Genomic DNA, 23,980 nt, shown 5'->3' with positions numbered 1-23,980 from the left:
AGGAAGACATTCCTTAAAAATACAAGGGCAGACAGAAGGAATCTTTTATATCAGCACCTTCTGCCTGCCCTCTATTCATTTATATTCTTCCGAATAATTACTTAATCAGATCCTTACCGGTCATCTCAGCAGGCTGAGGCATGCCGAGGATGTGGAGGATGGACGGAGCTACGTCGGCCAGCACACCGTTCTCTACCTTGGCGTCCTTGTTGTCCGTCACGTAAACGAAGGGCACGGGGTTCAGCGAGTGAGCGGTGTTGGGTGTACCGTCGGCGTTCAGAGCGTGGTCGGCATTACCGTGGTCGGCGATGATGATCACCTCGTAACCGTTGGCCTTGGCAGCCTCAACGGTATCCTTCACGCAGTTGTCGATGGCTACAACGGCCTTCTCGATAGCCTCGTAAATACCCGTGTGGCCTACCATGTCGCCGTTGGCGTAGTTCACCACGATGAAGTCGTACTTCTGGGTGCCAATAGCCTCAACCAGCTTGTCCTTCACTTCGTAAGCGCTCATCTCAGGCTTCAGGTCGTACGTAGCAACTTTCGGAGAAGGAACGAGGATACGGTCTTCGTTGGCATACGGAGTTTCGCGGCCACCGTTGAAGAAGAAGGTTACGTGTGCGTATTTCTCCGTCTCGGCGATGTGGAGCTGCGTCTTGCCGTTGTTGGCCAGATATTCGCCCAGTGTGTTCTGTACGTTCTCCTTGTCGAAGAGAATGTGTACGCCTGTGAACGAAGCGTCGTACGGCGTCATGCAGTAGTATTGCAGGCCGGGGATGGTGTGCATGCCCTGCTCCGGCATATCCTGCTGGGTCAGTACGATGGTCAACTCCTTAGCGCGGTCGTTGCGGTAGTTGAAGAAGATCACTACATCGCCTTCCTTGATGGTGCCGTCGAAAGCGCCATTTACGATGGGTTTGATGAACTCGTCCGTCACGCCGTCGTCATACGACTCCTGCATGGCCTGTACCATGTCGGTAGCCACGCGACCCTGTCCGTTGACGAGCAAGTCGTAAGCTTCCTTCACACGCTCCCAACGTTTGTCGCGGTCCATAGCATAGAAGCGGCCCACGATGCTGGCGATGCGACCGGCCGACTGTGCGCAGTGGGCGGTCAGCTGCTCGATGAAGCCCTTACCGCTCTTCGGGTCGGTATCACGTCCGTCCATGAAGCAGTGAATGAACGTCGTATCCTGCAGGCCATATTCCTTGGCGATGTCGCAGAGCTTGAACAGGTGGTCGAACGAAGAGTGAACGCCGCCGTTCGAAGTCAGACCCATGAAGTGGATGTTCTTGCCATTCTCCTTCGCATAAGAGAAGGCAGAGATGATTTCCTTATTCTTCAGGATACTTCCATCGGCACAAGCGCGGTTGATCTTCACGAGGTCCTGATAAACGATACGGCCCGCACCGATGTTCAGGTGACCTACTTCAGAGTTACCCATCTGACCGTCGGGCAAACCTACGTTCTCGCCGCTCGCCTGGAGCTGTGAGTGCGGATAGTTGGCCAGCAGACTGTCCCAATAAGGCGTGGGAGTGTTGAAGATCACGTCGTCCTTCTGATGGTCGCCACAACCCCAACCATCGAGAATCATTAAAAGAGCTTTCTTTGCCATAATGCTTAAAGTATTTAAAGTTTGAATCTGTCTTATTTCTTTTCGCCCGCAAAGTTACAAAAAAAGATGCGTATCTGAGGGATTAATCTATGTTAAGTTGGCAAAGAAACCTGCTTTCGCTACTCTTATCTTATCCGCACCCTCTCAGTAAGTTTTACCCCGCAGCATCCGATGCTACGGCCTCTTTCCTGAAAAGAGAACAAAAGAAATATCAATCTTCACATCATTTTCCTACACGATATTTTTCATCTATCTGCCTTTTTTTTACCTTTGTACGAAACTTAAGTAGATATAACCAATACTGATATCACCATGAATCCAATGAAAAAAATCTTTTGCAGTCTTTTGTTTCTTTTGTCGGGACTCCTGCTAACGGCACAAACCATCGAGAACCCCACGTTCAAGGCCCGCAACGGCAGTATCCGCAACATCACCCGCATCGAACGGACGCCCCAGTGTACCAAAGTCTATATCCACGCCATCTTCCGCCCGCACTGGTGGATCATGGAGGACGGCGACAGCTATCTGGAAGATGCCGCCACTGGCAAACGCTACGCACAAACGGGAGCCGAAGGCATCCAGCTGAAAGAAAAAATCGTCATGCCCGACTCGGGTACAACGGACTTCGTCCTGCTGTTCGAGCCCCTGCCCAAGGAAACAGAGACCATCCACCTGATTGACCCAAACGGTAACGAAAGCAATACTTACGACATCTCGCTCGTCCCCGCTCCCAAGGACAAACAGCCCTTGAAGTCGGTGGAAGGCAACTGGTTTGCCGACGACACACAAGGCCGATGGGCGTATGGCATCTACGACTCACTCGTCATCGCAAACAACCGTCTGTACGACCTGAAGGAATGTCGCAAGAAAGGCAAACGGCTGATACTGGCTGCACAAAGCCGCGCCGACGGCTCTTCCGTAACGCTGCAGCTGACACCCCGCAAGGACGGTTCCTGCCTCATCGCCCTTGACGGCGGCGAGCCGCAACGCTACATCCGCACCCGCCCCGACACACCTGCCGTGGAAGCCGACAACGGCTACGGCGACGACTTCTTCCGCAGCGACAGCGTCTGCCTACAAGGCTACCTGGATGGCTACGACCCGAGGCTGGGCTTCGACAGCGGCATCCTGTATCTGGAAGACAATATCATCGGTCAGGAATATCCCGTGGTTGTTCCCATCAAACCCGATGGTAGCTTTCAGTGTAAGTTTGTCCTGCAACATCCCATCTGCCACAACCTGTTGCTCAACAACAACTGGATACCCTACTATGCCGAGCCGGGCGACACCGTCACCCTCTACCTGAACTGGGAAGACCTCATGGCACGCAGCCGGGCACGCGACAACAGCTATCCGCTCCCTCATACAGCCCATATGGGAAGAAGAGCCGACCTATCTTACCTCGCCACTACGCTGAGCAAGTATTTTGAGTATCCATACGCCAAACAGGACAAGGCGCAAAAGACACTGACGCCTGCCCAATTCCAAGAACAACTGAAACCCGTTGTGGCCCAATGGCAACAGCAGGCCGACTCGCTCTGCCGCCTCTATGCCCCTTCGCAAAAAGCCGCGTCGCTGATACGCAACCACATGAACCTCCAAAAAGGAAGGTATTTCCTCTATTTTCAATTGATGCGCAGTTTTTATGCACAGCAAGACAGCACCAACCAAGCACTGAAGGTACAGCCCGACGCTTCGTACTACCATTTCCTGAAAGAGATACCTTTGGATGAACCGTCGGCATTGGCAGATTTGTCTATTGGAATCTTCATCAACCGCTTTGAGTTCATGAGTCCCCTTTCCGCTGTCTATCAGGATCAGAAAAACTTGCAGAACGATGAAACCTTCCAAGCCCTGCCTGCCGATGAAAGGATGCTGCGGCTCCAACTGAGATTTTATGAGAAAAAAGACAGTATTATCAACAGTCTGTGCGCCACGCCCTCGTCTTTCCTCTGGCAGGTAGCCTGTGTGCGTAACCTGCGTTCTACGCTGTCCAATGTATTGAAGCGGCGACAGGATGCCGAGATCTTTCTCAGCCGGATGGAGAAGACCCTTACCCATCCCTACCTGCGAACCACGGCCCGCAATCTGCTGGAAAAGCTGTGTCCCGAAACCCGACCTGCATCCTATCAGCTGCCTGAGGGGAAAGCCACCGACATCTTCCGCCGCATCATCGCTCCTCATGCAGGCAAGGTATTGTTTGTCGACTTCTGGGCCACCACCTGCGGTCCCTGCCGGGGAGGCATACAAGCCACAGCCGACCTGCGCAAGCAATACCATAACCATCCCGAATTCCAGTTTGTCTACATCACCAGCGAAACCGAATCGCCCGAGAAATCCTATACGGACTATGTGGAGAAGCACCTGAAAGGCGAGGCCTGCTACCGCCTGTCGGACACGGAATACAAGTACATGCGCCAGCTCTTCCAGTTCAACGGCATTCCACATTACGTAGTGGTGGAGAAAGATGGTAGCATCTCTACCGAAGAAGTGGGTGCCCACAACCTGGCCGACTTCCTGAAACGACGTTTTGAGGATAAACAATAAACCTGTTTCCTCAGATGGCAACATCGTGAAAATCGAAACAAAACCTAAAAAACAGAATCGGAGACACCGCAAATGCCTCCGATTTTCTATCTTTACGCCGCAAAAATAAAATTGAGAACAACAGATATGGACGATTCCAATCCACGAACGTGTAACAACAGTATGAATCCCTAACCGCGGACGGAGAACTTCTGCATCGCCAGCCTCCGTACGCAACCAAAGAAAGGAGGCCTTAACCGATGAGAAAGTATCTCTACAGCGAAAACGGTTTCGTTGAGAAACCTCTGTGGGCGCCCAATTGCTGGGTAAACGTAGAATGCCCCGATCACGACGATTTCCAGTTCCTCACCCGCGAGCTGAACGTTCCCGAATCTTTCCTCGAAGACATTGCCGACGCCGACGAACGGCCCCGTACCGAAACCGAAGGCAACTGGTTGCTCACCATCCTGCGCATCCCCATGCAAAGCAGCAATCCGCAGATTCCCTTCATCACCGTGCCCATCGGCATCATCACCAACAACGACATCATTGTCTCCGTCTGCTATCATCGTACGGAACTGCTGCCGGACTTCATCCAGCATACGCGCCGCAAGAACATCTGTGTAAACAACAAGCTGGAACTGATTCTGCGCCTCATCTACTCCTCGGCCGTTTGGTTCCTGAAGTACCTGAAGCAGATCAACAACGAAGTGGCCAACGCCGAAAAAGAACTGGAAAAGAGTATCCGCAACGAAGACCTGCTGCGCCTGATGAAGCTCCAGAAAACGCTCGTTTACTTCGACACCTCTATCCGCGGCAACGAGGTACTGATAGGCCGCCTGAAGAACATCTTCCAAAACACCGGCATGCTGGACATGGAGCTGCTTGACGACGCCGTCATCGAACTGCGCCAAGCCTACAACACGGTGAACATCTATAGCGACATCCTCACTGGCACAATGGATGCTTTTGCTTCCATCATCTCGAACAACGTGAACGACATCATGAAACGCATGACGAGCCTCAGCATCACACTGATGATACCCACTGTAATCGCCAGTTTCTACGGCATGAACGTAGACATCCATCTGGATTCGTTCCCCCATGCTTTCCTGTTCATCGTACTACTGTCAGCAGCCATCTCGGCAGGGACATTCGTGTGGTTCAGGCGAATCAAGTGGTTCTGATATCTCAACCGAAGTCCAGGGAGAGCTGGCCGTCACCCAGCAAGTTGAACGACAAACGATGATAGGGCGTCGTGCCATGCTCGGCAATGGCGGCACGATGCTCTTTTGTGGGATAGCCCTTATTGCGGTTCCATCCGTAGCAGGGGAATTCTTCGTGCAAGCGGTTCATGTAGTCGTCGCGGTAGGTCTTGGCCAAGATGGACGCGGCAGCGATAGAAAGATACTTGCCATCGCCTTTCACTACCGTGGTATGGGGAATATCTGGATACTTGCGGAAACGGTTGCCGTCGATGAGTAAGTGCTGCGGACGAACAATGAGCTGGTCGATGGCACGATGCATGGCCAAGAACGAAGCGTTTAAGATGTTGATTTCATCAATTTCCTGCGGCGAAACGACACCGACAGCCCATGCTACGGCTTCACGTTCGATAACCTCGCGCAAGGCGTAGCGCTGATGCCCGGTCAATTGTTTGGAGTCGTTGAGCAGCTCGTTACGGAAATCCTTCGGCAGGATGACGGCAGCGGCATAAACAGCTCCAGCCAAGCAACCGCGACCGGCTTCATCGCAACCAGCCTCCGTCAGATCGGCATTCAGATAGGGAAGTAACATGGTCTTATTTTACACAACGCAAAGATAAGAGGAAGCTGACAAAATATTGTTATCTTTGCCCCGTTTTTATCCTAAAGATTTAGATATGTTCACAGTTATCGGACTCATGCTGGCAGGTATGCTGACAGGATTTCTATTGCGCAAACGCAACCTGAGTTTTATCCATCCAGCCATCACCGTGCTTATCTGGGCGCTGCTCTTCCTGCTGGGCATCGAGGTGGGTGGCAACGAAGCCATTATCCGCGGCCTGCACACCATCGGGCTGGAGGCCGTGGTATTGACCCTAGGCGGTACGTTGGGCAGCGTAACAGCAGCCCGACTGTTATGGCAGGCACTGACGGACGGAAAAAAGAAGAGGCCATCGGAAACCAACACATCCCAGCCGGCACAAAGCGATACGCTGCACGCTCTGAAAGGAAGCCTCGTCATCGTAGGCTTCTTCGTGCTGGGCGTACTATGTAGCCTTATGGGAATCGTCCCTGGACATGTGGGTAGCCGTGTCAGCTTCTATGCACTCTGCGGCCTGATGACGTGTGTAGGGATCAGTGTAGGGAACGACCCTCAGACGCTGAAAAACTTCCGTTCACTAAACCCACGGCTAGTATTTTTACCCGTAATGACTATCCTCGGTACACTGGCAGGAACAGCTGTCGTAAGCCTGCTGCTGACGCATCGTAGCCTGACGGACTGCCTCGCCATCGGTTCGGGTTTCGGCTATTACTCCCTGTCGAGTATCTTCATCACCGAATATCGCGGCGCCGAGCTGGGCACCATTGCACTGCTGGCCAACATTAGCCGAGAGTTGTTAACACTACTTGCTGCTCCATTGCTTGCCCGATGGTTCGGCCCGTTAGCTCCTATCTCCGCCGGGGGCGCCACGACGATGGATACGACGTTGCCCGTCATCACCCGCGTTTCGGGGCAGGAATTCGTCGTTGTGTCTATCTTCCACGGATTTGTAACGGACTTCAGTGTACCGTTCCTCGTAACGTTATTCTGCTCGCTATGAGAGCTCACGCCTTATAAAAAGAAAAGGATAGAGAGTTGCCACACGTACTCCCTGTCCTTCTTTTTTCGCATCCTTTCCCTAGAAGAGACTCCATGCAACCGTCAATCCGGCCATCACAATGGCTACCATCGACATTAGCTTAATGAGGATATTCAAGCTGGGACCAGAAGTATCTTTGAACGGATCACCCACCGTGTCACCCACTACGGTAGCCTTATGCACTTCGCTCCCCTTGCCACCAAAGTTACCTTCCTCCACGTATTTCTTGGCATTGTCCCAAGCACCACCCGAGTTTGCCATGAAGATAGCCAGTACAAAGCCACTGCTCAATCCGCCGATAAGCAACCCTAATACACCCGGTACGCCAAAGATAAGGCCTGTCAGAATAGGAGCAATGATGGCTATGAGCGATGGCACCACCATCTCACGTTGTGCACCTTTGGTCGATATGGCTACGCACCGTGCATAATCGGGTTCAGTCTCACCCGTGAGGATACCTTTGATTTCGCGGAACTGACGACGCACCTCGTCCACCATGTGTGCGGCGGCACGGCCCACGGCATTCATCGTCAGACCGCAGAAGAGAAAGGCCATCATGGAGCCGATGAACATACCCGAGAGGACTTTCGGATTCATCAGCGTCACATCATAGTGATGCATAAAATCGAAGAATGTAGCATCCTGAAGTGGAATAGCCTTATCACCTACAAAAATTTCGGTCGTTCCCAAGCGGGTCAGGCCAATGCGGATTTCCTCGACATACGACGCAAGTAATGCCAGCCCCGTCAGTGCGGCAGAGCCGATAGCAAAGCCCTTGCCCGTAGCAGCCGTCGTATTGCCTAGCGAATCAAGGGCATCAGTACGTTTGCGTACCTCGGCGCCCAGTCCGGACATTTCAGCGTTACCACCGGCGTTGTCGGCAATAGGACCGTAAGCATCTGTAGCCAGCGTAATACCCAGCGTGGAAAGCATACCTACAGCAGCAATACCAATTCCGTACAGACCAAGACCTACATTACTGAAATCAAAACCTGAGGCAAAGAGATAGGAAGCAATGATACCCACCACCACAGCAATTACTGGAATGGCTGTAGAAAGCATACCCAACCCGATGCCCGAAATAATGACCGTAGCCGGCCCTGTCTTACCACTTTCACTCAAGCGCTGCGTGGGTTTATAGGATTGCGAAGTATAGTACTCCGTCGAACGACCAATAACGATGCCTACCAGTAGCCCCACGACGACAGAACAGGAAATCCACATCCAATTATCGAGCTTAAGCAGCCAAAGGATGAGGAACGTAGCCACAACGATAAGTACCGAACTGAGATTTGTACCAAAGCCAAGCGCACCAAGCAGATCTTTCATCGTGGCATTCTCCTTCGTACGTACCGAGAAGATACCAATGATGGAAAGTATAATTCCCACCGCCGCGATGAGCATTGGTGCAATGACGGCCTTGTACTGCATCATCGTATCCCCCGAATGAATAAAGGCCGCTGCACCCAGTGCCGCCGTAGCGAGAATGGAACCACAGTAACTTTCATAGAGGTCGGCACCCATACCAGCTACGTCGCCCACATTGTCGCCCACATTGTCTGCGATGGTCGCCGGATTGCGCGGATCGTCCTCAGGGATACCTGCTTCAACTTTACCTACCAGATCAGCACCTACGTCGGCAGCCTTCGTATAGATGCCACCACCCACACGAGCGAACAGTGCCTGCGTAGATGCACCCATACCGAAGGTCAGCATCGTAGTAGTAATGACACAAAGTTTGTGCGTAGGCGTCAGTACGTCAGCTGGAATAACAGCGTTTAGCAGCAAATACCAAAATGAAATGTCCAGCAGACCTAATCCCACTACAACCAGCCCCATCACCGCGCCGCTGCGAAAGGCAATGCGTAGACCACCATTCAGCGACTGCCGGGCAGCATTAGCCGTACGAGCCGAAGCATACGTAGCCGTCTTCATGCCCAAAAAGCCCGACAAGCCCGAGAAGAAACCACCCGTCAGAAAGGCGATGGGCACCCAGTGGTTCTGCACATCAAAACCGTAAGCCATGACTGAGAACAGGATAACAAGGCCTAAGAAAACCCAGCCCACAATCTTGTACTGCTGCTTGAGATAAGACATGGCGCCTCGGCGTACCGCTGCGGCAATTTTAATCATCTGAGGCGTACCCTCACTCTGTTTCATCATCTGGCAATGGAAGTGCCAGGCAAAGCCGAGAGCCAGCACGGAAGCTGCCGGCACCAGCCAGAAAAGCAGTTGGTCCATAGCATTCTCAATTTTAAAGGTTCGAAATGATTGATTGCGCTAAAATATGGATTTAGAATGAAAAAAGCAAATCCGTACGCCATGAATATCGCCTGAACAAAAGCTATATCCCGTTAAAAAACAAAAACCAAAACCCTTCTTACCTACAAACAAGACAACGCCTCTGCCAGCCTACTTCAAAGGACGGACCATCGCTACGAACTATTCCTTGTGCACTGTCAAAACAGGCAGAAATATGTCGTGAAAATGAAAAACGAAACGAGAACGAAACATGTACCTCGCATCAAAGCGTTGCGGAACGTGTCTCGCCCTCGTTGCCCAATGTGGGAGGCTCAGAAGCGTCACTCCACCGTCACAGCCGTACCTGCAGCGGTCACCATCAGCATGGAGCCACTACCACCCACGGTCTCATAGTCTAGGTCGACGCCGATGACGGCGTTGGCGCCCAATGCGCGCGCCTGTTCTTCCATCTCGCGCAGGGCCGTCTCCTTGGCCTCGCGGAGCACTTCTTCGTAAGAGCCGCTGCGCCCGCCCACAATGTCACGGATGCTGGCAAAGAGATCGCGGAAAACATTGGCACCGATAATGGTTTCGCCAGAAACGATGCCGTAATAGCGGGTGATTTTCCCGCCGTCAATCATAGAAGTTGTTGTCAATAACATAATTCGTTCGTTTTAAAAAGTCATTTGCTTCTATTAGACGCAGCGCAGTGGCAAAAAGTTGCAGCGAGCCGTTATTTTTCAACACCCGATCAAAACATTCGGCTGACGCGCTCCACACCGGCAACCAACGCATCAATTTCTTCCTTCGTATTATACAGGGCAAACGAAGCACGGACAGTACCCTCAATGCCAAGGCGCTGCATCAACGGCTGAGCGCAGTGATGACCCGTACGGACGGCAATACCGAGACGGTCGAGTAAAGTACCCATATCGAAATGGTGGATGTCGCCCACAAGAAAGGATATAACGCTCCCCTTCTCGGCAGCCTCACCGAAGATGCGCATGCCGGGGATTTCCTTCAGGCGACGAGTTGCGTACTCAGTCAGATCGTGCTCGTAGGCGGCAATGCGGTCCATGCCAAGGGTCGTAACATAATCAAGTGCACGGGCCAGTCCGGTGGTGCCAATATAGTCGGGTGTGCCGGCCTCAAACTTGAAGGGCAGTTCATTAAACGTGGTCCGCTCGAAAGAGACGTGCTGGATCATTTCACCGCCGCCCTGATAGGGAGGCAGTTTATCGAGCCATTCCTCCTTACCATAGAGCACGCCGACACCCGTTGGACCGTAGACCTTGTGGCCGGAGAAGACGTAGAAGTCGGCGTCGAGCGCCTGCACGTCGACGGGCATGTGGGGGATGCTCTGGGCGCCGTCCACCAGCACGGGTACGCCGTGAGCGTGGGCAGTGGCAATCATATCTTTGACCGGATTGACCGTGCCAAGTACATTACTAACGTGCGTCACGCAGACAATGCGGGTACGTTCGGTGAAGAGCCGTTCGTATTCGTTGAGCAGCAGCTCGCCACAGTCGTTCATAGGGATGACGCGAAGCTTGATGCCCTTGCGCATCTGCAGCAACTGCCAGGGGACGATGTTGCTGTGGTGCTCCATGGTGGAGACGATGACCTCGTCGCCCTCGCCGAGGAAGGCTTCGCCGAAGCTGGAGGCAAGCAGGTTGATGCTCTCCGTGGTGCCGCGGGTGAAGACGATTTCATTAGTGCTGCGGGCGTTGATGAAACGACGGACAGTCTCGCGGCTGGCTTCGTGGAGTTCAGTAGCCTGCTGAGAAAGGAAGTGAACACCGCGGTGGACGTTGGCGTTGACGCTGTAGTATTCATCAGTGATGGCATCAACTACGCATCGGGGCTTCTGGGTAGTAGCGCCGTTGTCCAGGTAAACCAGCGGCTTGCCATAAACAGTACGGGCGAGAATCGGAAAATCAGCCCTTATCTCTTCTACATTATACATAATAATAACAATTGATTGTCATTGATTTCATTTACAGATAGCACACCCCTGACATTTGTTCAGCTCGCCACGAAAGCGCTTCTCTACCAGCAGGTGCAACCGGTCGCGCAGGGCGTCGAGACGAATAGTGTCGATAACCTCGTTGACGAAAGCAAACATCAGCAGCAGACGAGCCTCATGCATCGGAATGCCGCGCTGTCGCATATAGAACAGAGCTGCATCGTCCAACTGTCCGACCGTCGCCCCGTGGCTGCACTTCACGTCATCGGCATAAATTTCCAGCTGCGGCTGCGTGTACATACGGGCTTCACGCGTAGCACATAGGTTCCGATTGGTCTGTTGCGAAGAGGTATGCTGTGCCCCAGGACGCACCAGAACAAGTCCGGCGAAAGCGCCCGTGGCCTGGTCGTCGAGCACGTACTTGAAGAGCTCGTTCGACGTGCAGCGGGGCACGGCGTGGTCAATGCTCGTGTGGTTGTCCACGTGCTGGTTCTTGTCGGCGATGGCCATGCCGCAGAGGTTGATTTCAGCCCCCTCGCCAGCCAAAGTAACATTGACGGAGTTGCGCGTCGTACCGCCCGTCAAGGTCATACCGTTCAGTAGCACGTTGCTTCCGCTGTCCTGCTGGACATACATATTGCTGACACGTACAGTACTGTTGTGGGTTTCTTCCAGTTCGTAAAGGTCAAGAACAGCATCGCGTCCCACAAAGATTTCCACCACCTGCGTAGCAAGGAAATTGACAGCATCCATGGCGTGGTCGCAAACCAGCATCCGTGCCTGTGCACCGTCCTCCAATACGATAAGCACGCGACGGTTTACCATCAGATTGACATCGCTGCGCAATATATTTACCAATTGGATGGGCCGCTCTACCACCACACCACTGGGCACGTAGAGCAGCACACCGTCCTCGGCCAGGGCGGTGTTGAGGGCCGTCACGCCATCTTTCTCGGTATCGGCCAAACGCCCGTAATACTTCTTCACCAATTCTGGATGTTCTGTCGCCAACTGTCGCAGGCTTCCCAAAAGCACACCTTCAGGCAGGTGCGACTTGGGCAATACTTTGTCATAAAAGGCATCGTTAACGACAAAATAGAGCGAAGTGCTCATGTTGGGCACATCACACTTGAACACGTCATAAGGATTAACGGGGATATCAAGCTGTTTCAGGTTGAGCCCATAGTCAGGTTCAAAGAGTTTACTGATATCAGTATATTTGTATTTCTCGTCCTCACGGGTAGGGAAACCGAGGCGCTCAAAGTCTGCAAAGGCCGCAGCACGCGGAGCATTCATTACCTCACAACTATGCTGGCATATCATAGCCTCACACTGCGAGAACAGATCAATGTATTGTTGTTCGGGTCTCATAATTCCTCACTCCTCATTTAACTGCTCTTTTTTTATCCAGTCGAAGCCGCGGCGTTCGATTTCCGTTGCCAATTCCGGTCCGCCCGTCTTCACAATACGGCCACCCAGAAGGACATGCACCACATCAGGCTTCAGGTAATCCAACAAGCGTTGATAATGCGTGATGACCATCGCAGACGTCTGCTCCGTACGCAGTTTATTGAAGCCTTCAGCTACAATACGCAAAGCATCCACATCAAGGCCAGAATCCGTTTCGTCCAAAATGGCAAAAGTCGGTTCGAGCATCGCCATCTGAAAGATTTCATTACGTTTCTTCTCGCCGCCGCTGAAACCTTCGTTTACAGAGCGGTTGGCCAACTTACTGTCCAGTTCCACAATAGCCCGTTTCTCACGCATCAGTTTCAGAAACTCCGAAGCCGACAAGGCAGGCAGGTGGCGATACTTGCGTTGCTCATTGACAGCCGTACGCATAAAATTCACCATTGACACACCAGGAATCTCAACAGGTGTTTGAAAAGACAGGAAGATACCTTCATGAGCACGGTCTTCGGGTGACAAGGCCAATAAATCTTTGCCATTGAAGGTAATAGAACCATGTGTCACTTCATAAGCGGGATGTCCCACGAGAACATTACTCAACGTACTTTTTCCGGCACCGTTCTGTCCCATAAGGGCGTGCACCTCACCGTCACGAATCGTGAGGTTGATGCCTTTCAATATTTCTTTGCCATTGATGCTGGCATGAAGGTCTTTAATCTCTAACATAATTTTTATCATTAAGAATGAAGAATAAAGAATGAAAGTTGCCTTTCCTCATCCTATCTTCCTCATCCGACTCATTTTATTCTTAATTCTTTATTATCCGTTCTTTATTTAACCCACGCTTCCTTCCAACGAAATACTCAACAGCTTCTGAGCCTCAACGGCAAACTCCATCGGCAACTTGTTAAGCACTTCTTTGGCATAACCATTCACAATAAGTCCTACGGCATCTTCACTCGAAATACCACGTTGATTGCAGTAGAATATCTGATCTTCACTGATTTTACTGGTGGTCGCTTCATGTTCCACCACTGCAGTTTCGTTATGGATGTCCATATAAGGGAAGGTGTGTGCACCGCATTTGTCACCCAACAAGAGCGAATCACACTGACTGTAGTTACGCGCATTGTCAGCCTTAGGGCTAACACGTACCAGTCCACGGTAGGAGTTCTCGCTCCGTCCGGCAGAAATTCCTTTACTGACGATAGTCGAACGGGTATTCTTTCCGATGTGGATCATCTTCGTACCCGTATCGGCCTGCTGGTAGTTATTGGTTACAGCCACACTGTAAAACTCAGCAATCGAATTATCACCCGCCAGGATACAAGAAGGATATTTCCACGTGATGGCACTACCCGTTTCTACCTGTGTCCACGACAGCTTACTATCTACACCTTTACAAATGCCACGTTTGGTAACGAAATTGTACACGCCACCTTTGCCTTCAGCATCACCCGGATACCAGTTCTGTACAGTGCTGTATTTCACTTCCGCACGATCATGTACTACAATCTCTACGATAGCAGCATGCAATTGGTTCTCATCACGCATAGGAGCAGTACAGCCTTCGAGATAGGAAACATAAGCATCATCATCGGCCACAATGAGCGTACGCTCAAACTGCCCCGTTCCCCGCGCATTGATACGAAAATAAGTAGACAATTCCATCGGGCACCGCACTCCTTTGGGAATATAAACGAAAGAACCGTCAGAGAACACAGCAGAATTGAGCGCGGCAAAGAAATTGTCGCGATAAGGCACCACAGAACCTAAATACTTCTGCACCAAATCGGGATGTTCACGGATAGCCTCACTCATGGAACAAAAAATGATACCTTTCTCCATTAATGTTTCTTTGAAGGTAGTCTTCACGGAGACAGAATCCATCACAGCATCCACAGCCATACCACTCAATGCCATCTGTTCTTCCAAAGGGATACCCAGCTTATTGAAGGTCTTGATCAGTTCGGGATCGACTTCGTCCATACTTTTCGGCCCTTCTTTTTTCTTGGTAGGGTCAGCATAATAGGAAATGGCCTGGTAATCAATTTCAGGAATACGGAGGTGAGCCCATGTAGGCATCTCCAGCGTCAACCAATGGCGATAAGCCTTCAGGCGAAACTCCAGCATCCAATCGGGCTCGCCCTTCTTCTCGGAAATCAAGCGAATGATATCTTCGTTCAAGCCCTTCTCGATGACGTCAGTGTGCACATCGGTCGTGAAACCGTACTTGTACTTTTCCTGCGTAAGTTCCTTGACATATTTATTAGGTTCTTCTTGTCGCATATCTTGTCTATATTCAAGTTCATCAAAATTTCACTGTCATAAGAATTCGACAGCCATTTCTTTAGCCGCAGGTAAAAAGACACCTGCAAACTTTTCCAACGGATAATATAACACAGACTCCCGCTTTTTTGTTTTCTTCAGGAGCGTATTGTCCGTATCAATATATTCGACCACACAAATCAGCAGACTTACCAGCAAAGCAGACTTCAGCAGGCCTAATCCGGCACCCAGCAGACGGTTGACCCATCCTAACGAAACGGCTTCCATCGCCTTGGTCAACAACAAAGCCAACAGCAAGAATGCCAGCGGAACAGCCAGCCAAATAATCACGAAAGCGATGCCCTGTGCCACTGTCAACGAGTCGGTTAGCGGCAGAAATATCCGCTCGGCCACGGTAGCATACAATGCCTTGGCGATCAACAGACCGGCTACAAGCCCCAGCAAACCAGCTAACTGTCTGAGAAAGCCTTTGGCAAACCCCACTATGGCTCCCGCCCCCAGAATGACGAGTATAATGATATCTATGGTGGTCATACTTTTTATGATATAAATAAATCAGCCGCAGACTACACCAACAACGCAGATTTCACCCGTTCCTACAGCTCGGCAGCACGATTGATTCGCGCAGCATAAAATCCGTGTCGTCCGCGTTGTCTGCGGCTGAAAGTCTAACTATTCAGAATCAGAGTGTCTGTTTTACTTCCACTTCTTCGAATGTTTCGATGACATCGCCCACCTTGATGTCGTTGCAACCAGTCAGGCTAATACCGCATTCAAAGTTAGTTCCGACTTCTTTCACATCATCCTTGAAGCGCTTCAAGGCATTGATATTGCCGGTAAATACCACAATACCATCACGAATCAGACGAGCCTTATCGGTACGTTTCACCTTACCGGTCTTCACCATCGCACCGGCTACTACGCCAACCTTACTGATATTGAAGACCTCACGCACTTCGATAGTAGCGGTAACCTGTTCCTTTAATGTCGGAGCAAGCATACCCTCCATTGCAGACTTCACCTCCTCGATAGCATCATAGATGACAGAATACTTACGGATATCTACACCCTCCTGTTCGGCCAGTTTGGCAGCAGCTCCCGAAGGACGCACCTGGAAGCCTACGATAATGGCATCCGAAGCAGCAGCCAAGGATACATCCGATTCAGAAATCTGTCCCACGCCTTTGTGGATAACGTTGACTTGGATCTGTTCTGTAGACAACTTGATCAACGAATCGCTCAAGGCTTCTACCGAACCGTCCACGTCACCTTTCACGATGACATTCAGCTCGTGGAAGTCGCCCAATGCCAGACGGCGGCCCACTTCATCGAGCGTCAGCATCTTCTGTGTACGCAGACCTTGTTCACGCTGCAACTGCTCACGCTTGTTGGCAATCTCGCGTGCTTCCTGTTCGGTTTCAATCACGTGGAACGTATCACCTGCGGCAGGGGCTCCGTTCAGGCCCAGAATAAGAGCAGGTTCAGACGGACCGGCCTGTGTCATTCGCTGGTTACGCTCGTTGAACATCGCTTTCACCTTACCATAATTGGTTCCGGCCAAAACGATATCACCTACTTTCAACGTTCCGTTGGATACCAACACAGTTGCTACATAACCGCGACCTTTGTCAAGCGACGACTCGATAATAGATCCTGTAGCTTTACGATTGGGGTTAGCCTTCAGTTCCAACATTTCAGCCTCCAACAATACTTTCTCCATCAATTCAGGAACGCCAATACCTTTCTTAGCCGAGATATCCTGAGACTGGTACTTACCGCCCCATTCCTCTACCAGGAAATTCATGTTGGCCAGTTCTTCCTTGATCTTATCGGGATTGGCAGTCGGCTTATCTATCTTGTTGATGGCAAATACGATGGGAACGCCGGCAGCCATGGCATGGTTGATAGCCTCCTTGGTCTGCGGCATGACGTTATCGTCGGCTGCCACAATGATGATGGCAATATCCGTCACCTTGGCACCACGGGCACGCATGGCGGTAAATGCTTCGTGACCCGGCGTATCAAGGAACGTAATCTTACGTCCGTCTTCCAACGTCACGTGATAAGCACCGATGTGCTGCGTAATACCGCCCGCTTCACCGGCAATCACATTCGCCTTACGGATATAGTCGAGCAACGATGTCTTACCATGGTCTACGTGACCCATCACGGTTACAATCGGAGCACGAGGTTCCAAATCTTCCTCTGCATCCTCTTCTTCCACGATGGCCTGTGCCACTTCCGCACTTACATATTCCGTCTTAAAGCCGAATTCTTCAGCCACCAGATTAATGGTCTCGGCATCCAGACGCTGGTTAATGGACACCATGATACCGATGCTCATGCAGGTACCGATGACTTGCGTAACGGGTACGTCCATCATATTGGCCAGCTCGTTGGCTGTCACAAACTCTGTCAACTTCAATACTTTGCTATCAGCCATTTCCTGACTTTCAAGCTCATGCATACGGTCGGCAGCCTGTTCACGTTTCTCCTTGCGGTATTTGGCTCCTTTACTCTTGCCTTTCGATGTGAGGCGTGCCAAAGTTTCTTTCACCTGTTTAGCAACATCTTCCTCACTGACTTCCTGTTTGATAACAGGTTTCTTGAAACGATCCTTATTTTTCTTGCCCCCCTGTTGCTGTCCGGCGGCATTTCCACCCTTCTGATGGTCGCCTTTCTGATAGCTGGAAGCGTTGTTGATATCTACTTTCTCCTTGTTGATACGAACGCGTTTCTTTTTACCACCGCCTTCACCGTCATTTTCATCCCTCATCTTGCTGCCTTCACGACGGATTTCTTTCATGATGGCTTCTTTCATCTGACGTCTCTGGTCAAGGCGTTGTTTTTCCTTCTCTTCGCGTTCTTTACGCTTTTCTTCCTTCGACTTCTTTTTGGGGCGAGTCGACTGATTCAAAGCAGCAAGGTCTATTTGACCGATAACGTTAATTTTCGAAACAAACTCAGGTTTGCGAATTGTAAAGATCTCCTCAGAGCTATCAGCCGACTTTGTTTCTTCAACTGGAGCTTCCTCTTCTTTTTCCACCTTCACGTCTGTTGTTTCATCCGAATGGTGTTCCTCTTCAGTCACATCCTGAGTCTGAGGTTCTTCCACAGGCGCTTCGACAGCCTTCTCTTCCACGGTTTCCTGAACAGGCTCTACTTCCGAAACTTTTTCGGCAACTTGTGCCTCAACCTCTTCCGAAGGCATTTCTTTAACTTCCGGCTTCGGTTGAACTGGCTCTACAACCGGTCCTGGTTTCTGCTCTTCCACTTCTTTTTCTTTCTCAACCACAGGTTTCTTACCCAGATTATCCAAATCAATCTTGCCTACAGGTTTAAACTTAGGACGTACATCTTCGGGAATTACAGTTTTAATTTCCTCCACCTTTTCCTTCACGGATTCCTTCGTTTCATAGCCTTCGATAGCCACAGACGCTTTGTTGCGTTCTTTGGTTTGACGTTCCTGCAAGAAACGCTCGGACTTCATTTTAAGATCCTTGTCTGTACTGAATTCTTTTTTCAGCAACTCAAACTGTTCATCGGTAATTTTCGTATTCGGATTTGCCTCTACGACAAAACCCTTTTTCTGTAAGAATTCAACAGCCGTCGTAATTCCCACATTCAAATCTCGTGTTACTTTATTTAACCTTATCGTCATATTTTACTTTTAATGATTTTAATGTGCCAATGTACTAATGTGCCAATAAATCGCCCCTCTTCCTCGATGTGCCTCACTGCTTTCACCAGTACATTAGCACATTCAAATCATATATATTAACACATCTATTATTCTTCTTCAAATTCCTGTTTCAAAATGCGCAGCACTTCGTCTACAGTTTCTTCCTCCAAGTCGGCTTTTTCAATCAGCATCTCACGAGGAGCGTTCAATACAGCCTTGGCTGTATCGATACCGATACCCTTGATTGCATCAATAACCCAACCTTCGATTTCATCACGGAATTCATCCAGATAGATATCTTCATCTTCCACATTTCCATCAATTTCGCGGAAGACATCAATGGTATATTCAGTCAGCATACTGGCCAACTTGATGTTCAAACCACCTTTACCAATAGCCAACGAAACTTCTTCTGGTTTCAAGAACACTTCTGCCTTGCGTTCTTCCTCATTCAAGCGGATGGAAGAAATTTTGGCAGGACTCAACGCGCGCTGGATGAACAGCTGTACATTCGAAGTATAATTGATGACATCAATGTTCTCATTGCGAAGTTCGCGTACAATACCGTGGATACGGCTTCCCTTCACACCGACACATGCGCCTACCGGATCAATACGGTCGTCATAGCTTTCTACAGCAATCTTGGCACGTTCGCCAGGGATACGGGCTATCTTACGGATGGTAATAAGACCATCATTGATTTCAGGCACTTCCATCTCGAACAGACGCTGCAAGAAGACGGGAGAAGTACGGCTCAAGATAATCTTCGGATTGTTGTTCTTGTTGTCTACACGAGCCACCACCGCACGGGCTGTTTCTCCCTTACGATAGAAGTCGCTCGGTATCTGCTCGGTCTTAGGCAGCAGCAATTCGTTGCCTTCATCGTCGAGCAGCAGCATTTCTTTCTTCCAAATCTGGTAGACTTCGGCATTCACAACCGTTCCTACCTTGTCGATATATTTGTTGTAAAGGCTGTCTTTTTCCAGTTCCAATATCTTGGAGGCCAACGTCTGGCGCAAGTTCAGGATGGCACGACGGCCAAATTTCGCGAAGTTCACCTCGTCTGTCACTTCTTCACCCACTTCGTACGAAGCATCTATTTTCTGTGCCTCGCTCAGGGATATCTGCAGATTAGGGTTCGTCAGGTCCTCATCGGCAACCACCTCACGGTTACGCCAGATTTCGAAGTCACCCTTATCGGGGTTTACAATGACGTCGTAATTCTCATCCGTACCAAACATTTTCGCAATCACGCTACGGAACGACTCCTCAAGTACGCTCACCATCGTGGTTCTGTCGATATTCTTCAGCTCCTTAAACTCCGAAAATGTGTCAATCATGCTGACAGTCTCTTCTTTCTTGGCCATAATCTTATTTAAAACTGATTAAGTATTTAGTATATTTTATTTCTTCGTACGTAAAGTTCAAATCTTCATCCACCATCTTCGGGCGTTTCATGCCCTCTTCCTTCACTTTCTTCTGGATGGTAACCGTAAAATGCTGTTCATCGGCCTCCTTCAGTACGCCACTCAGTTTACGTCCATCCTTGGTCAGCACTTCTACCTCCTCACCAATGTGGTTCATGTACTGCTGAAGTACCTTGAAAGGCTGTCCGATACCGGCCGAGCCTACTTCCAGTTCGAAATCCTCCGCGTCGCGGTTCAGGCGGGATTCGATATAGCGGCTCAACTCCACACAATCTTCTATCCAAACACCGTCTTTGTGGTCGATCTCCACCACAATCTTGTCATCAGGACTCACCGTTACCTCCACCAGGAAGTAATCTTTGTCCTTCAACCAATCTTCTACAATTTCACAAATCGTTTTTTTCTCTATCATATAAACCGTATAAGAATAAAAAAGAGGAGCTTGATTGCCCCTCCACCTTTCATCCGTTTCCGTTTGCAAAGATATAAATAATCTGTTCGACTACAAAATATTAGGAGAAAAAAGTCGGAAATTTACGCACCATTGCCATCATACCTTCCACCTGAGCCAATGCAAGCATCCGTCCATGGAAGGAATAACCGGGGTTATAGCCCTTGTTTCTATCATCCAACATCAGCCGGCCATGGTCGACACGCATAGGCACATCGGGCAGATTCTTTTCGTAAAAAGCAACCAGCTCAGGCACGCGTCCGCGCCCTTCCAGATGGGACGCTTCCATGAAATTTCCATCTTCCATGACATTTGTACTACGTAAATGCACGAAACGAGTACGTGAGGCAAAGCGACGGGCAAGTTCGACCACGTCATTCTGCAAACCTGCACTCAGCGAACCGGCACAGAAGGTCAACCCGTTGTGAGGATTGTCCACCGCCTTGAGCAGCCAGTCGATGTCTTCACCCGAAGTAACAATACGAGGCAATCCCAGCATCTGATAAGGCGGATCATCGGGATGTATGCACATATCCACGCCGCAAGCATCGCAGACAGGCATGATGGCTGACAGAAAATAACACAGGTTGTCACGCAGCTGATGGCGGTCGATCCCCTCGTAGCGCGACAAAAGTTCTCTAAACAATTGTACAGGATCGGGCGTATGGCCGTCAATATTGCCATTCACAAAGCCTTGCGTCTTGACAATTACAGTATCTATCAACTCATACTTTTCTTCATCCGTAATGGTCTTTGCTAGCTCGTCCACCTTCTGCAATTCTTCCGCCGTATAGTCAGCTTCAGCCCCTTTACGTTGCAAAATCCGACAATCGAAGTAGGCAAAACGTATCTTGTCAAAATACAACGAGGAAGAGCCGTCTTCCCATCGATGGTTCAAGTCAGTACGTATCCAGTCGATGACGGGCATGAAATTATAACACACTGTTTTGATCCCTGCTTTCGACAGGTTTGCCAGGCTTATTCCATAGTTTTCTATCAGGCGATCGCGCTCCTTGCCACCATACTTGATGGCTTCGCTCACGGGCAAACTTTCCACCACCGACCAGCGCAATCCTGCCCGTTCTATATAGTCGCGCAGCTCCGCAATCGCCTCCAGCGGCCAGATCTCGCCGTTGGGGATATCGTGCAACGCCGTCACAATGCCTTCCACACCAATTTGTCGGAGCATGTCCAACGTAATCGGATCTTTTTTACCAAACCACCTCCATGTCTTTTCCATAATCTGCTCAAATCTTATTTATCAGGAAGATTTCCAAACTCGATCTTCCAAACGCCTGTTTTCAATACCATTCCTGCTTCGGCAGGTTTCCCATTCACACGCATTTGTGTATATCCGTCAGGCAAGTCCACCAATCCAGCCGTACATTCGGGCACTGCCAGTTCAAGCACACATCGCTCTGTATCCTTTTTCACATCGGCCTCGATGAAGCGTCCGCCCGCAAGCGGCACCGTCACTTTCACATGGCTCAAGTTTCCTAAATTGGGACAAATCGAAAAGACTTTAAAGCCAGGCTCTACCACCTTCACGCCAGCCACGTAACTACTCAAGATAGTCAGCGGGCCTCCGCTCCAGGCATGGTTATAACTACCACCTCCAAAGCCTTCCTTGCCGATGCCCCAGCCTTCCCACAAGGTGGTCAGCGGACTGTCCACCATCGCTTCGTAGCGTAGCCTCATCCTGTCCATCGCATCCTGATAGTATCCCATCTCACAAAGGGCCTGCAAGACATATTTTTCCATATAAGGGCTGGCATGGTACTGCTGACGGAAGAAAGGACGAATAGTCGGATAAAGTTCCTTAGGCAACACACCCGCCACAACGGCCAAGGCCTGGGCACGGTCGTCAGGTTGTCCCTCATAGTCGGGCGACTTGTAATACGCCCCCGTCCAATACTTCTGATGGAAGACTTTGCGCAGACGGTCATTGGTTTCGTCCGCCCAACGTGCTTCTGCCGGCTCATCCACCAGACGGGCCATGTGGGCATAGCCGTCCAAAGCGATGGAATACCACAGGCTGAACAGAAGTTCCATATCCTTGTTGTCGCCCCAGTCACCCCATGTCCATCCACCCTTGCGGGGAATAACCAGTCCGTCGGAGGACGTCTTCCAGACATGGATGTATTTCTTCACTTTGGGAAACACGTATTCAATCAGTTCCTTGTCGCCCGTCCCCATATAGTACGTCCAGAATCCATAATAGCCCACACTGGCCAGCATCTGCATGGGCAGTTCGTCCTTGTAATTGCCAGCAGGCACAGGGGCAAAGATCGTACTGTCCGCTCGCTGCCAGTCCATCAGCTCACAGATGCCTTTGCGCGTCAGCCGATGTGCCTTCTCGTCCAAGGCATAAAAAGCCTCGCCAAGTTCATTCACCACGTCGCCCCACCATTGCGCCCGCTCCCGGTCGGGGCAATCCATATAGGTGTCGCGCATCGTGATGTAGAGTGTACGTTGCGACTTCGTCCACAGGCGGGTCAAGAAAGGATCGTCACACCAGAAATTGCCTGCAAAATTCGTTTCATATCCCGTCTCGCGATTTTTCAGCTCCAGCACCTCACAACCTTCAGGGATGGTATAGATGACATAATGGCCGTTCATCCATCCGCGACATTCAAACTCCTGAACGCCTTCACGCGTAATATATTCGGCAAACACATTTGTAGCCGAACCACCCCGATAGTCATCCGTACGGATGTCAATCTTTCGGCCGGCTACCGACTTTACTTTCAGATAAGGAGTTATCTGCGCATTGTAGGGCAAATAAGCTAGAATCTGATTTCCCTGCCGCTCCGTCCTTGTATAGGTTTTCAGGCCATAGTCTTTCCATTGAGGAATGGGACGATCCACCAACTGATTCCATCCGGCCTCCTCCAACGACACCCGTCGAGCCTTGCTCCAACTGCTGTCATCATAGTCGGGTTGCTGAAAAGCAATGTCCTTCGCGGCATCGAATCCGATGTTCGACTCGGGCAAACGATAGTTGGGCTCTTCTCCTTCAGGCAAATAATAGGCAGGATGCCTGCATACCTTCCAAGCTTTGTCCGTATCCAGTACTTTACCGTCCACCGACAAGTGGAAAGCCAACCCCGGCGTCGGCGAATTGCGATGGCTGAACCCGTCCTTGCCAAAGTACCACACCAATACGGCCACCGTATTGTCGCCTTCGCGCAAGCCCTGCGACCCACGAAGCACGTCGCAATACGTATCCTTCGGATTGGGTCCCCGCTTCAGTCCGCCTTCCCTCACCTGCAATTCGCCATTCACCCAAAGCCAATACTTGCTGTCCGCCGCGACGCGAAGTTCCACATCCGACGGCTCGTCCTCCAAGCGCAGATCCATACGATAACAGATCCACATACCAGGCGACACTGCCTCCGAGGCAGGTAAAGTCAAGACTTGTGCGGAGCAGACGATTGCGCACAAAAAAGCGAACACAATACTAAATATCGTTTTCATATCTTATCCAATGTTTGTGTAGAGGTGCAATATTCGTAATTTTTTTCGAAA

General features: G+C 50.5%; 17 protein-coding genes and 1 pseudogene. 4 read left to right on the top strand and 14 right to left on the bottom strand.

Annotated features, from left to right (window positions below; genetic code table 11):
• Positions 1 to 97 precede the first annotated feature (97 nt).
• Positions 98 to 1,615: a 2,3-bisphosphoglycerate-independent phosphoglycerate mutase gene (gene gpmI / locus BQ8005_RS13540; RefSeq protein ID WP_075318425.1), complete on the bottom strand. Its 1,518-nt coding sequence runs from the start codon at positions 1,613 to 1,615 to the stop codon at positions 98 to 100.
• 321 nt (positions 1,616 to 1,936) lie between these two features.
• On the opposite strand from gpmI, the gene BQ8005_RS13535 reads away from it, so the two are divergent.
• Positions 1,937 to 4,162 (top strand): TlpA family protein disulfide reductase, encoded by a 2,226-nt coding sequence (locus BQ8005_RS13535; protein WP_075318424.1) that lies wholly within the window; start codon positions 1,937 to 1,939, stop codon positions 4,160 to 4,162.
• A 239-nt stretch (positions 4,163 to 4,401) separates the two neighbouring features.
• Positions 4,402 to 5,328 (top strand): magnesium transporter CorA family protein, encoded by a 927-nt coding sequence (locus BQ8005_RS13530; RefSeq protein ID WP_075318423.1) that lies wholly within the window; start codon positions 4,402 to 4,404, stop codon positions 5,326 to 5,328.
• Positions 5,329 to 5,332: 4 nt separating this feature from the next.
• Here BQ8005_RS13530 and BQ8005_RS13525 read toward each other — a convergent pair whose 3' ends face one another.
• Positions 5,333 to 5,938 carry a ribonuclease HII gene (locus BQ8005_RS13525; protein WP_075318422.1) on the bottom strand — a complete coding sequence of 202 codons (606 nt, stop codon included), beginning with the start codon at positions 5,936 to 5,938 and terminating at the stop codon, positions 5,333 to 5,335.
• Between the two features lie 85 nt (positions 5,939 to 6,023).
• Here BQ8005_RS13525 and BQ8005_RS17710 point away from each other — a divergent pair.
• Both BQ8005_RS17710 and BQ8005_RS17705 read left to right on the top strand, forming a co-directional pair.
• A pseudogene (locus BQ8005_RS17710) lies at positions 6,024 to 6,257 on the top strand (LysO family transporter); the annotation flags it as partial.
• 90 nt (positions 6,258 to 6,347) lie between these two features.
• Positions 6,348 to 6,947, top strand: a complete 600-nt coding sequence (locus tag BQ8005_RS17705; protein ID WP_075319242.1) for a LysO family transporter — start codon at positions 6,348 to 6,350, stop codon at positions 6,945 to 6,947.
• A 78-nt stretch (positions 6,948 to 7,025) separates the two neighbouring features.
• Here BQ8005_RS17705 and BQ8005_RS13510 read toward each other — a convergent pair whose 3' ends face one another.
• The 12 genes from BQ8005_RS13510 to BQ8005_RS13455 all read right to left on the bottom strand — a co-directional run bounded on the left by BQ8005_RS13510 (position 7,026) and on the right by BQ8005_RS13455 (position 23,929).
• Positions 7,026 to 9,227 (bottom strand): sodium-translocating pyrophosphatase, encoded by a 2,202-nt coding sequence (locus BQ8005_RS13510; RefSeq protein WP_075318421.1) that lies wholly within the window; start codon positions 9,225 to 9,227, stop codon positions 7,026 to 7,028.
• A gap of 341 nt (positions 9,228 to 9,568) precedes the next feature.
• Positions 9,569 to 9,889, bottom strand: a complete 321-nt coding sequence (locus BQ8005_RS13505; protein WP_021848115.1) for a heavy metal-binding domain-containing protein — start codon at positions 9,887 to 9,889, stop codon at positions 9,569 to 9,571.
• Between the two features lie 89 nt (positions 9,890 to 9,978).
• Entirely contained in the window at positions 9,979 to 11,193 is a 1,215-nt protein-coding gene (locus BQ8005_RS13500) for a cysteine desulfurase (protein WP_021848116.1), read from the bottom strand.
• A 27-nt stretch (positions 11,194 to 11,220) separates the two neighbouring features.
• Positions 11,221 to 12,564: a Fe-S cluster assembly protein SufD gene (gene sufD, locus BQ8005_RS13495; RefSeq protein WP_075318420.1), complete on the bottom strand. Its 1,344-nt coding sequence runs from the start codon at positions 12,562 to 12,564 to the stop codon at positions 11,221 to 11,223.
• A gap of 6 nt (positions 12,565 to 12,570) precedes the next feature.
• Positions 12,571 to 13,329, bottom strand: a complete 759-nt coding sequence (gene sufC / locus BQ8005_RS13490) for a Fe-S cluster assembly ATPase SufC (RefSeq protein WP_021848118.1) — start codon at positions 13,327 to 13,329, stop codon at positions 12,571 to 12,573.
• Between the two features lie 108 nt (positions 13,330 to 13,437).
• Positions 13,438 to 14,892, bottom strand: a complete 1,455-nt coding sequence (gene sufB, locus BQ8005_RS13485; RefSeq protein ID WP_075318419.1) for a Fe-S cluster assembly protein SufB — start codon at positions 14,890 to 14,892, stop codon at positions 13,438 to 13,440.
• 36 nt (positions 14,893 to 14,928) lie between these two features.
• Positions 14,929 to 15,426, bottom strand: a complete 498-nt coding sequence (locus BQ8005_RS13480; RefSeq protein WP_075318418.1) for a CvpA family protein — start codon at positions 15,424 to 15,426, stop codon at positions 14,929 to 14,931.
• Between the two features lie 148 nt (positions 15,427 to 15,574).
• Positions 15,575 to 18,553, bottom strand: a complete 2,979-nt coding sequence (infB, locus tag BQ8005_RS13475; RefSeq protein WP_075318417.1) for a translation initiation factor IF-2 — start codon at positions 18,551 to 18,553, stop codon at positions 15,575 to 15,577.
• A 128-nt stretch (positions 18,554 to 18,681) separates the two neighbouring features.
• The gene (gene nusA, locus BQ8005_RS13470; RefSeq protein WP_021848122.1) at positions 18,682 to 19,941 is read right to left on the bottom strand and encodes a transcription termination factor NusA; all 1,260 of its coding nucleotides are present in this window, start codon (positions 19,939 to 19,941) and stop codon (positions 18,682 to 18,684) included.
• A gap of 4 nt (positions 19,942 to 19,945) precedes the next feature.
• Positions 19,946 to 20,413 carry a ribosome assembly cofactor RimP gene (rimP, locus tag BQ8005_RS13465; protein WP_021848123.1) on the bottom strand — a complete coding sequence of 156 codons (468 nt, stop codon included), beginning with the start codon at positions 20,411 to 20,413 and terminating at the stop codon, positions 19,946 to 19,948.
• 100 nt (positions 20,414 to 20,513) lie between these two features.
• Positions 20,514 to 21,692 (bottom strand): mannonate dehydratase, encoded by a 1,179-nt coding sequence (uxuA, locus tag BQ8005_RS13460; protein ID WP_075318416.1) that lies wholly within the window; start codon positions 21,690 to 21,692, stop codon positions 20,514 to 20,516.
• Positions 21,693 to 21,706: 14 nt separating this feature from the next.
• Positions 21,707 to 23,929: an alpha-L-rhamnosidase-related protein gene (locus BQ8005_RS13455; protein WP_075318415.1), complete on the bottom strand. Its 2,223-nt coding sequence runs from the start codon at positions 23,927 to 23,929 to the stop codon at positions 21,707 to 21,709.
• Between the last annotated feature and the right edge of the window lie 51 nt (positions 23,930 to 23,980).

The sequence above is a fragment of the Bacteroides togonis genome (assembly GCF_900130135.1).
GTDB lineage: Bacteria > Bacteroidota > Bacteroidia > Bacteroidales > Bacteroidaceae > Bacteroides > Bacteroides pullorum.
Note: the sequence above shows the minus strand (reverse complement) of the source record. Positions and strands in the feature narration are given on the sequence as shown.

Excerpts from the sequence above, each read along its gene's own strand:
- BQ8005_RS13480 (WP_075318418.1), bottom strand. The coding sequence starts at position 15,426 with ATGACCACCATAGATATCATTATACTCGTCATTCTGGGGGCGGGAGCC.
- BQ8005_RS13500 (WP_021848116.1), bottom strand. The coding sequence starts at position 11,193 with ATGTATAATGTAGAAGAGATAAGGGCTGATTTTCCGATTCTCGCCCGT.
- gpmI (WP_075318425.1), bottom strand. The coding sequence starts at position 1,615 with ATGGCAAAGAAAGCTCTTTTAATGATTCTCGATGGTTGGGGTTGTGGC.
- sufD (WP_075318420.1), bottom strand. The coding sequence starts at position 12,564 with ATGAGACCCGAACAACAATACATTGATCTGTTCTCGCAGTGTGAGGCT.
- uxuA (WP_075318416.1), bottom strand. The coding sequence starts at position 21,692 with ATGGAAAAGACATGGAGGTGGTTTGGTAAAAAAGATCCGATTACGTTG.
- BQ8005_RS13530 (WP_075318423.1), top strand. The coding sequence starts at position 4,402 with ATGAGAAAGTATCTCTACAGCGAAAACGGTTTCGTTGAGAAACCTCTG.
- infB (WP_075318417.1), bottom strand. The coding sequence starts at position 18,553 with ATGACGATAAGGTTAAATAAAGTAACACGAGATTTGAATGTGGGAATT.
- BQ8005_RS13455 (WP_075318415.1), bottom strand. The coding sequence starts at position 23,929 with ATGAAAACGATATTTAGTATTGTGTTCGCTTTTTTGTGCGCAATCGTC.
- rimP (WP_021848123.1), bottom strand. The coding sequence starts at position 20,413 with ATGATAGAGAAAAAAACGATTTGTGAAATTGTAGAAGATTGGTTGAAG.
- sufC (WP_021848118.1), bottom strand. The coding sequence starts at position 13,329 with ATGTTAGAGATTAAAGACCTTCATGCCAGCATCAATGGCAAAGAAATA.
- BQ8005_RS13525 (WP_075318422.1), bottom strand. The coding sequence starts at position 5,938 with ATGTTACTTCCCTATCTGAATGCCGATCTGACGGAGGCTGGTTGCGAT.
- BQ8005_RS13535 (WP_075318424.1), top strand. The coding sequence starts at position 1,937 with ATGAAAAAAATCTTTTGCAGTCTTTTGTTTCTTTTGTCGGGACTCCTG.
- sufB (WP_075318419.1), bottom strand. The coding sequence starts at position 14,892 with ATGCGACAAGAAGAACCTAATAAATATGTCAAGGAACTTACGCAGGAA.
- BQ8005_RS13505 (WP_021848115.1), bottom strand. The coding sequence starts at position 9,889 with ATGTTATTGACAACAACTTCTATGATTGACGGCGGGAAAATCACCCGC.
- nusA (WP_021848122.1), bottom strand. The coding sequence starts at position 19,941 with ATGGCCAAGAAAGAAGAGACTGTCAGCATGATTGACACATTTTCGGAG.
- BQ8005_RS13510 (WP_075318421.1), bottom strand. The coding sequence starts at position 9,227 with ATGGACCAACTGCTTTTCTGGCTGGTGCCGGCAGCTTCCGTGCTGGCT.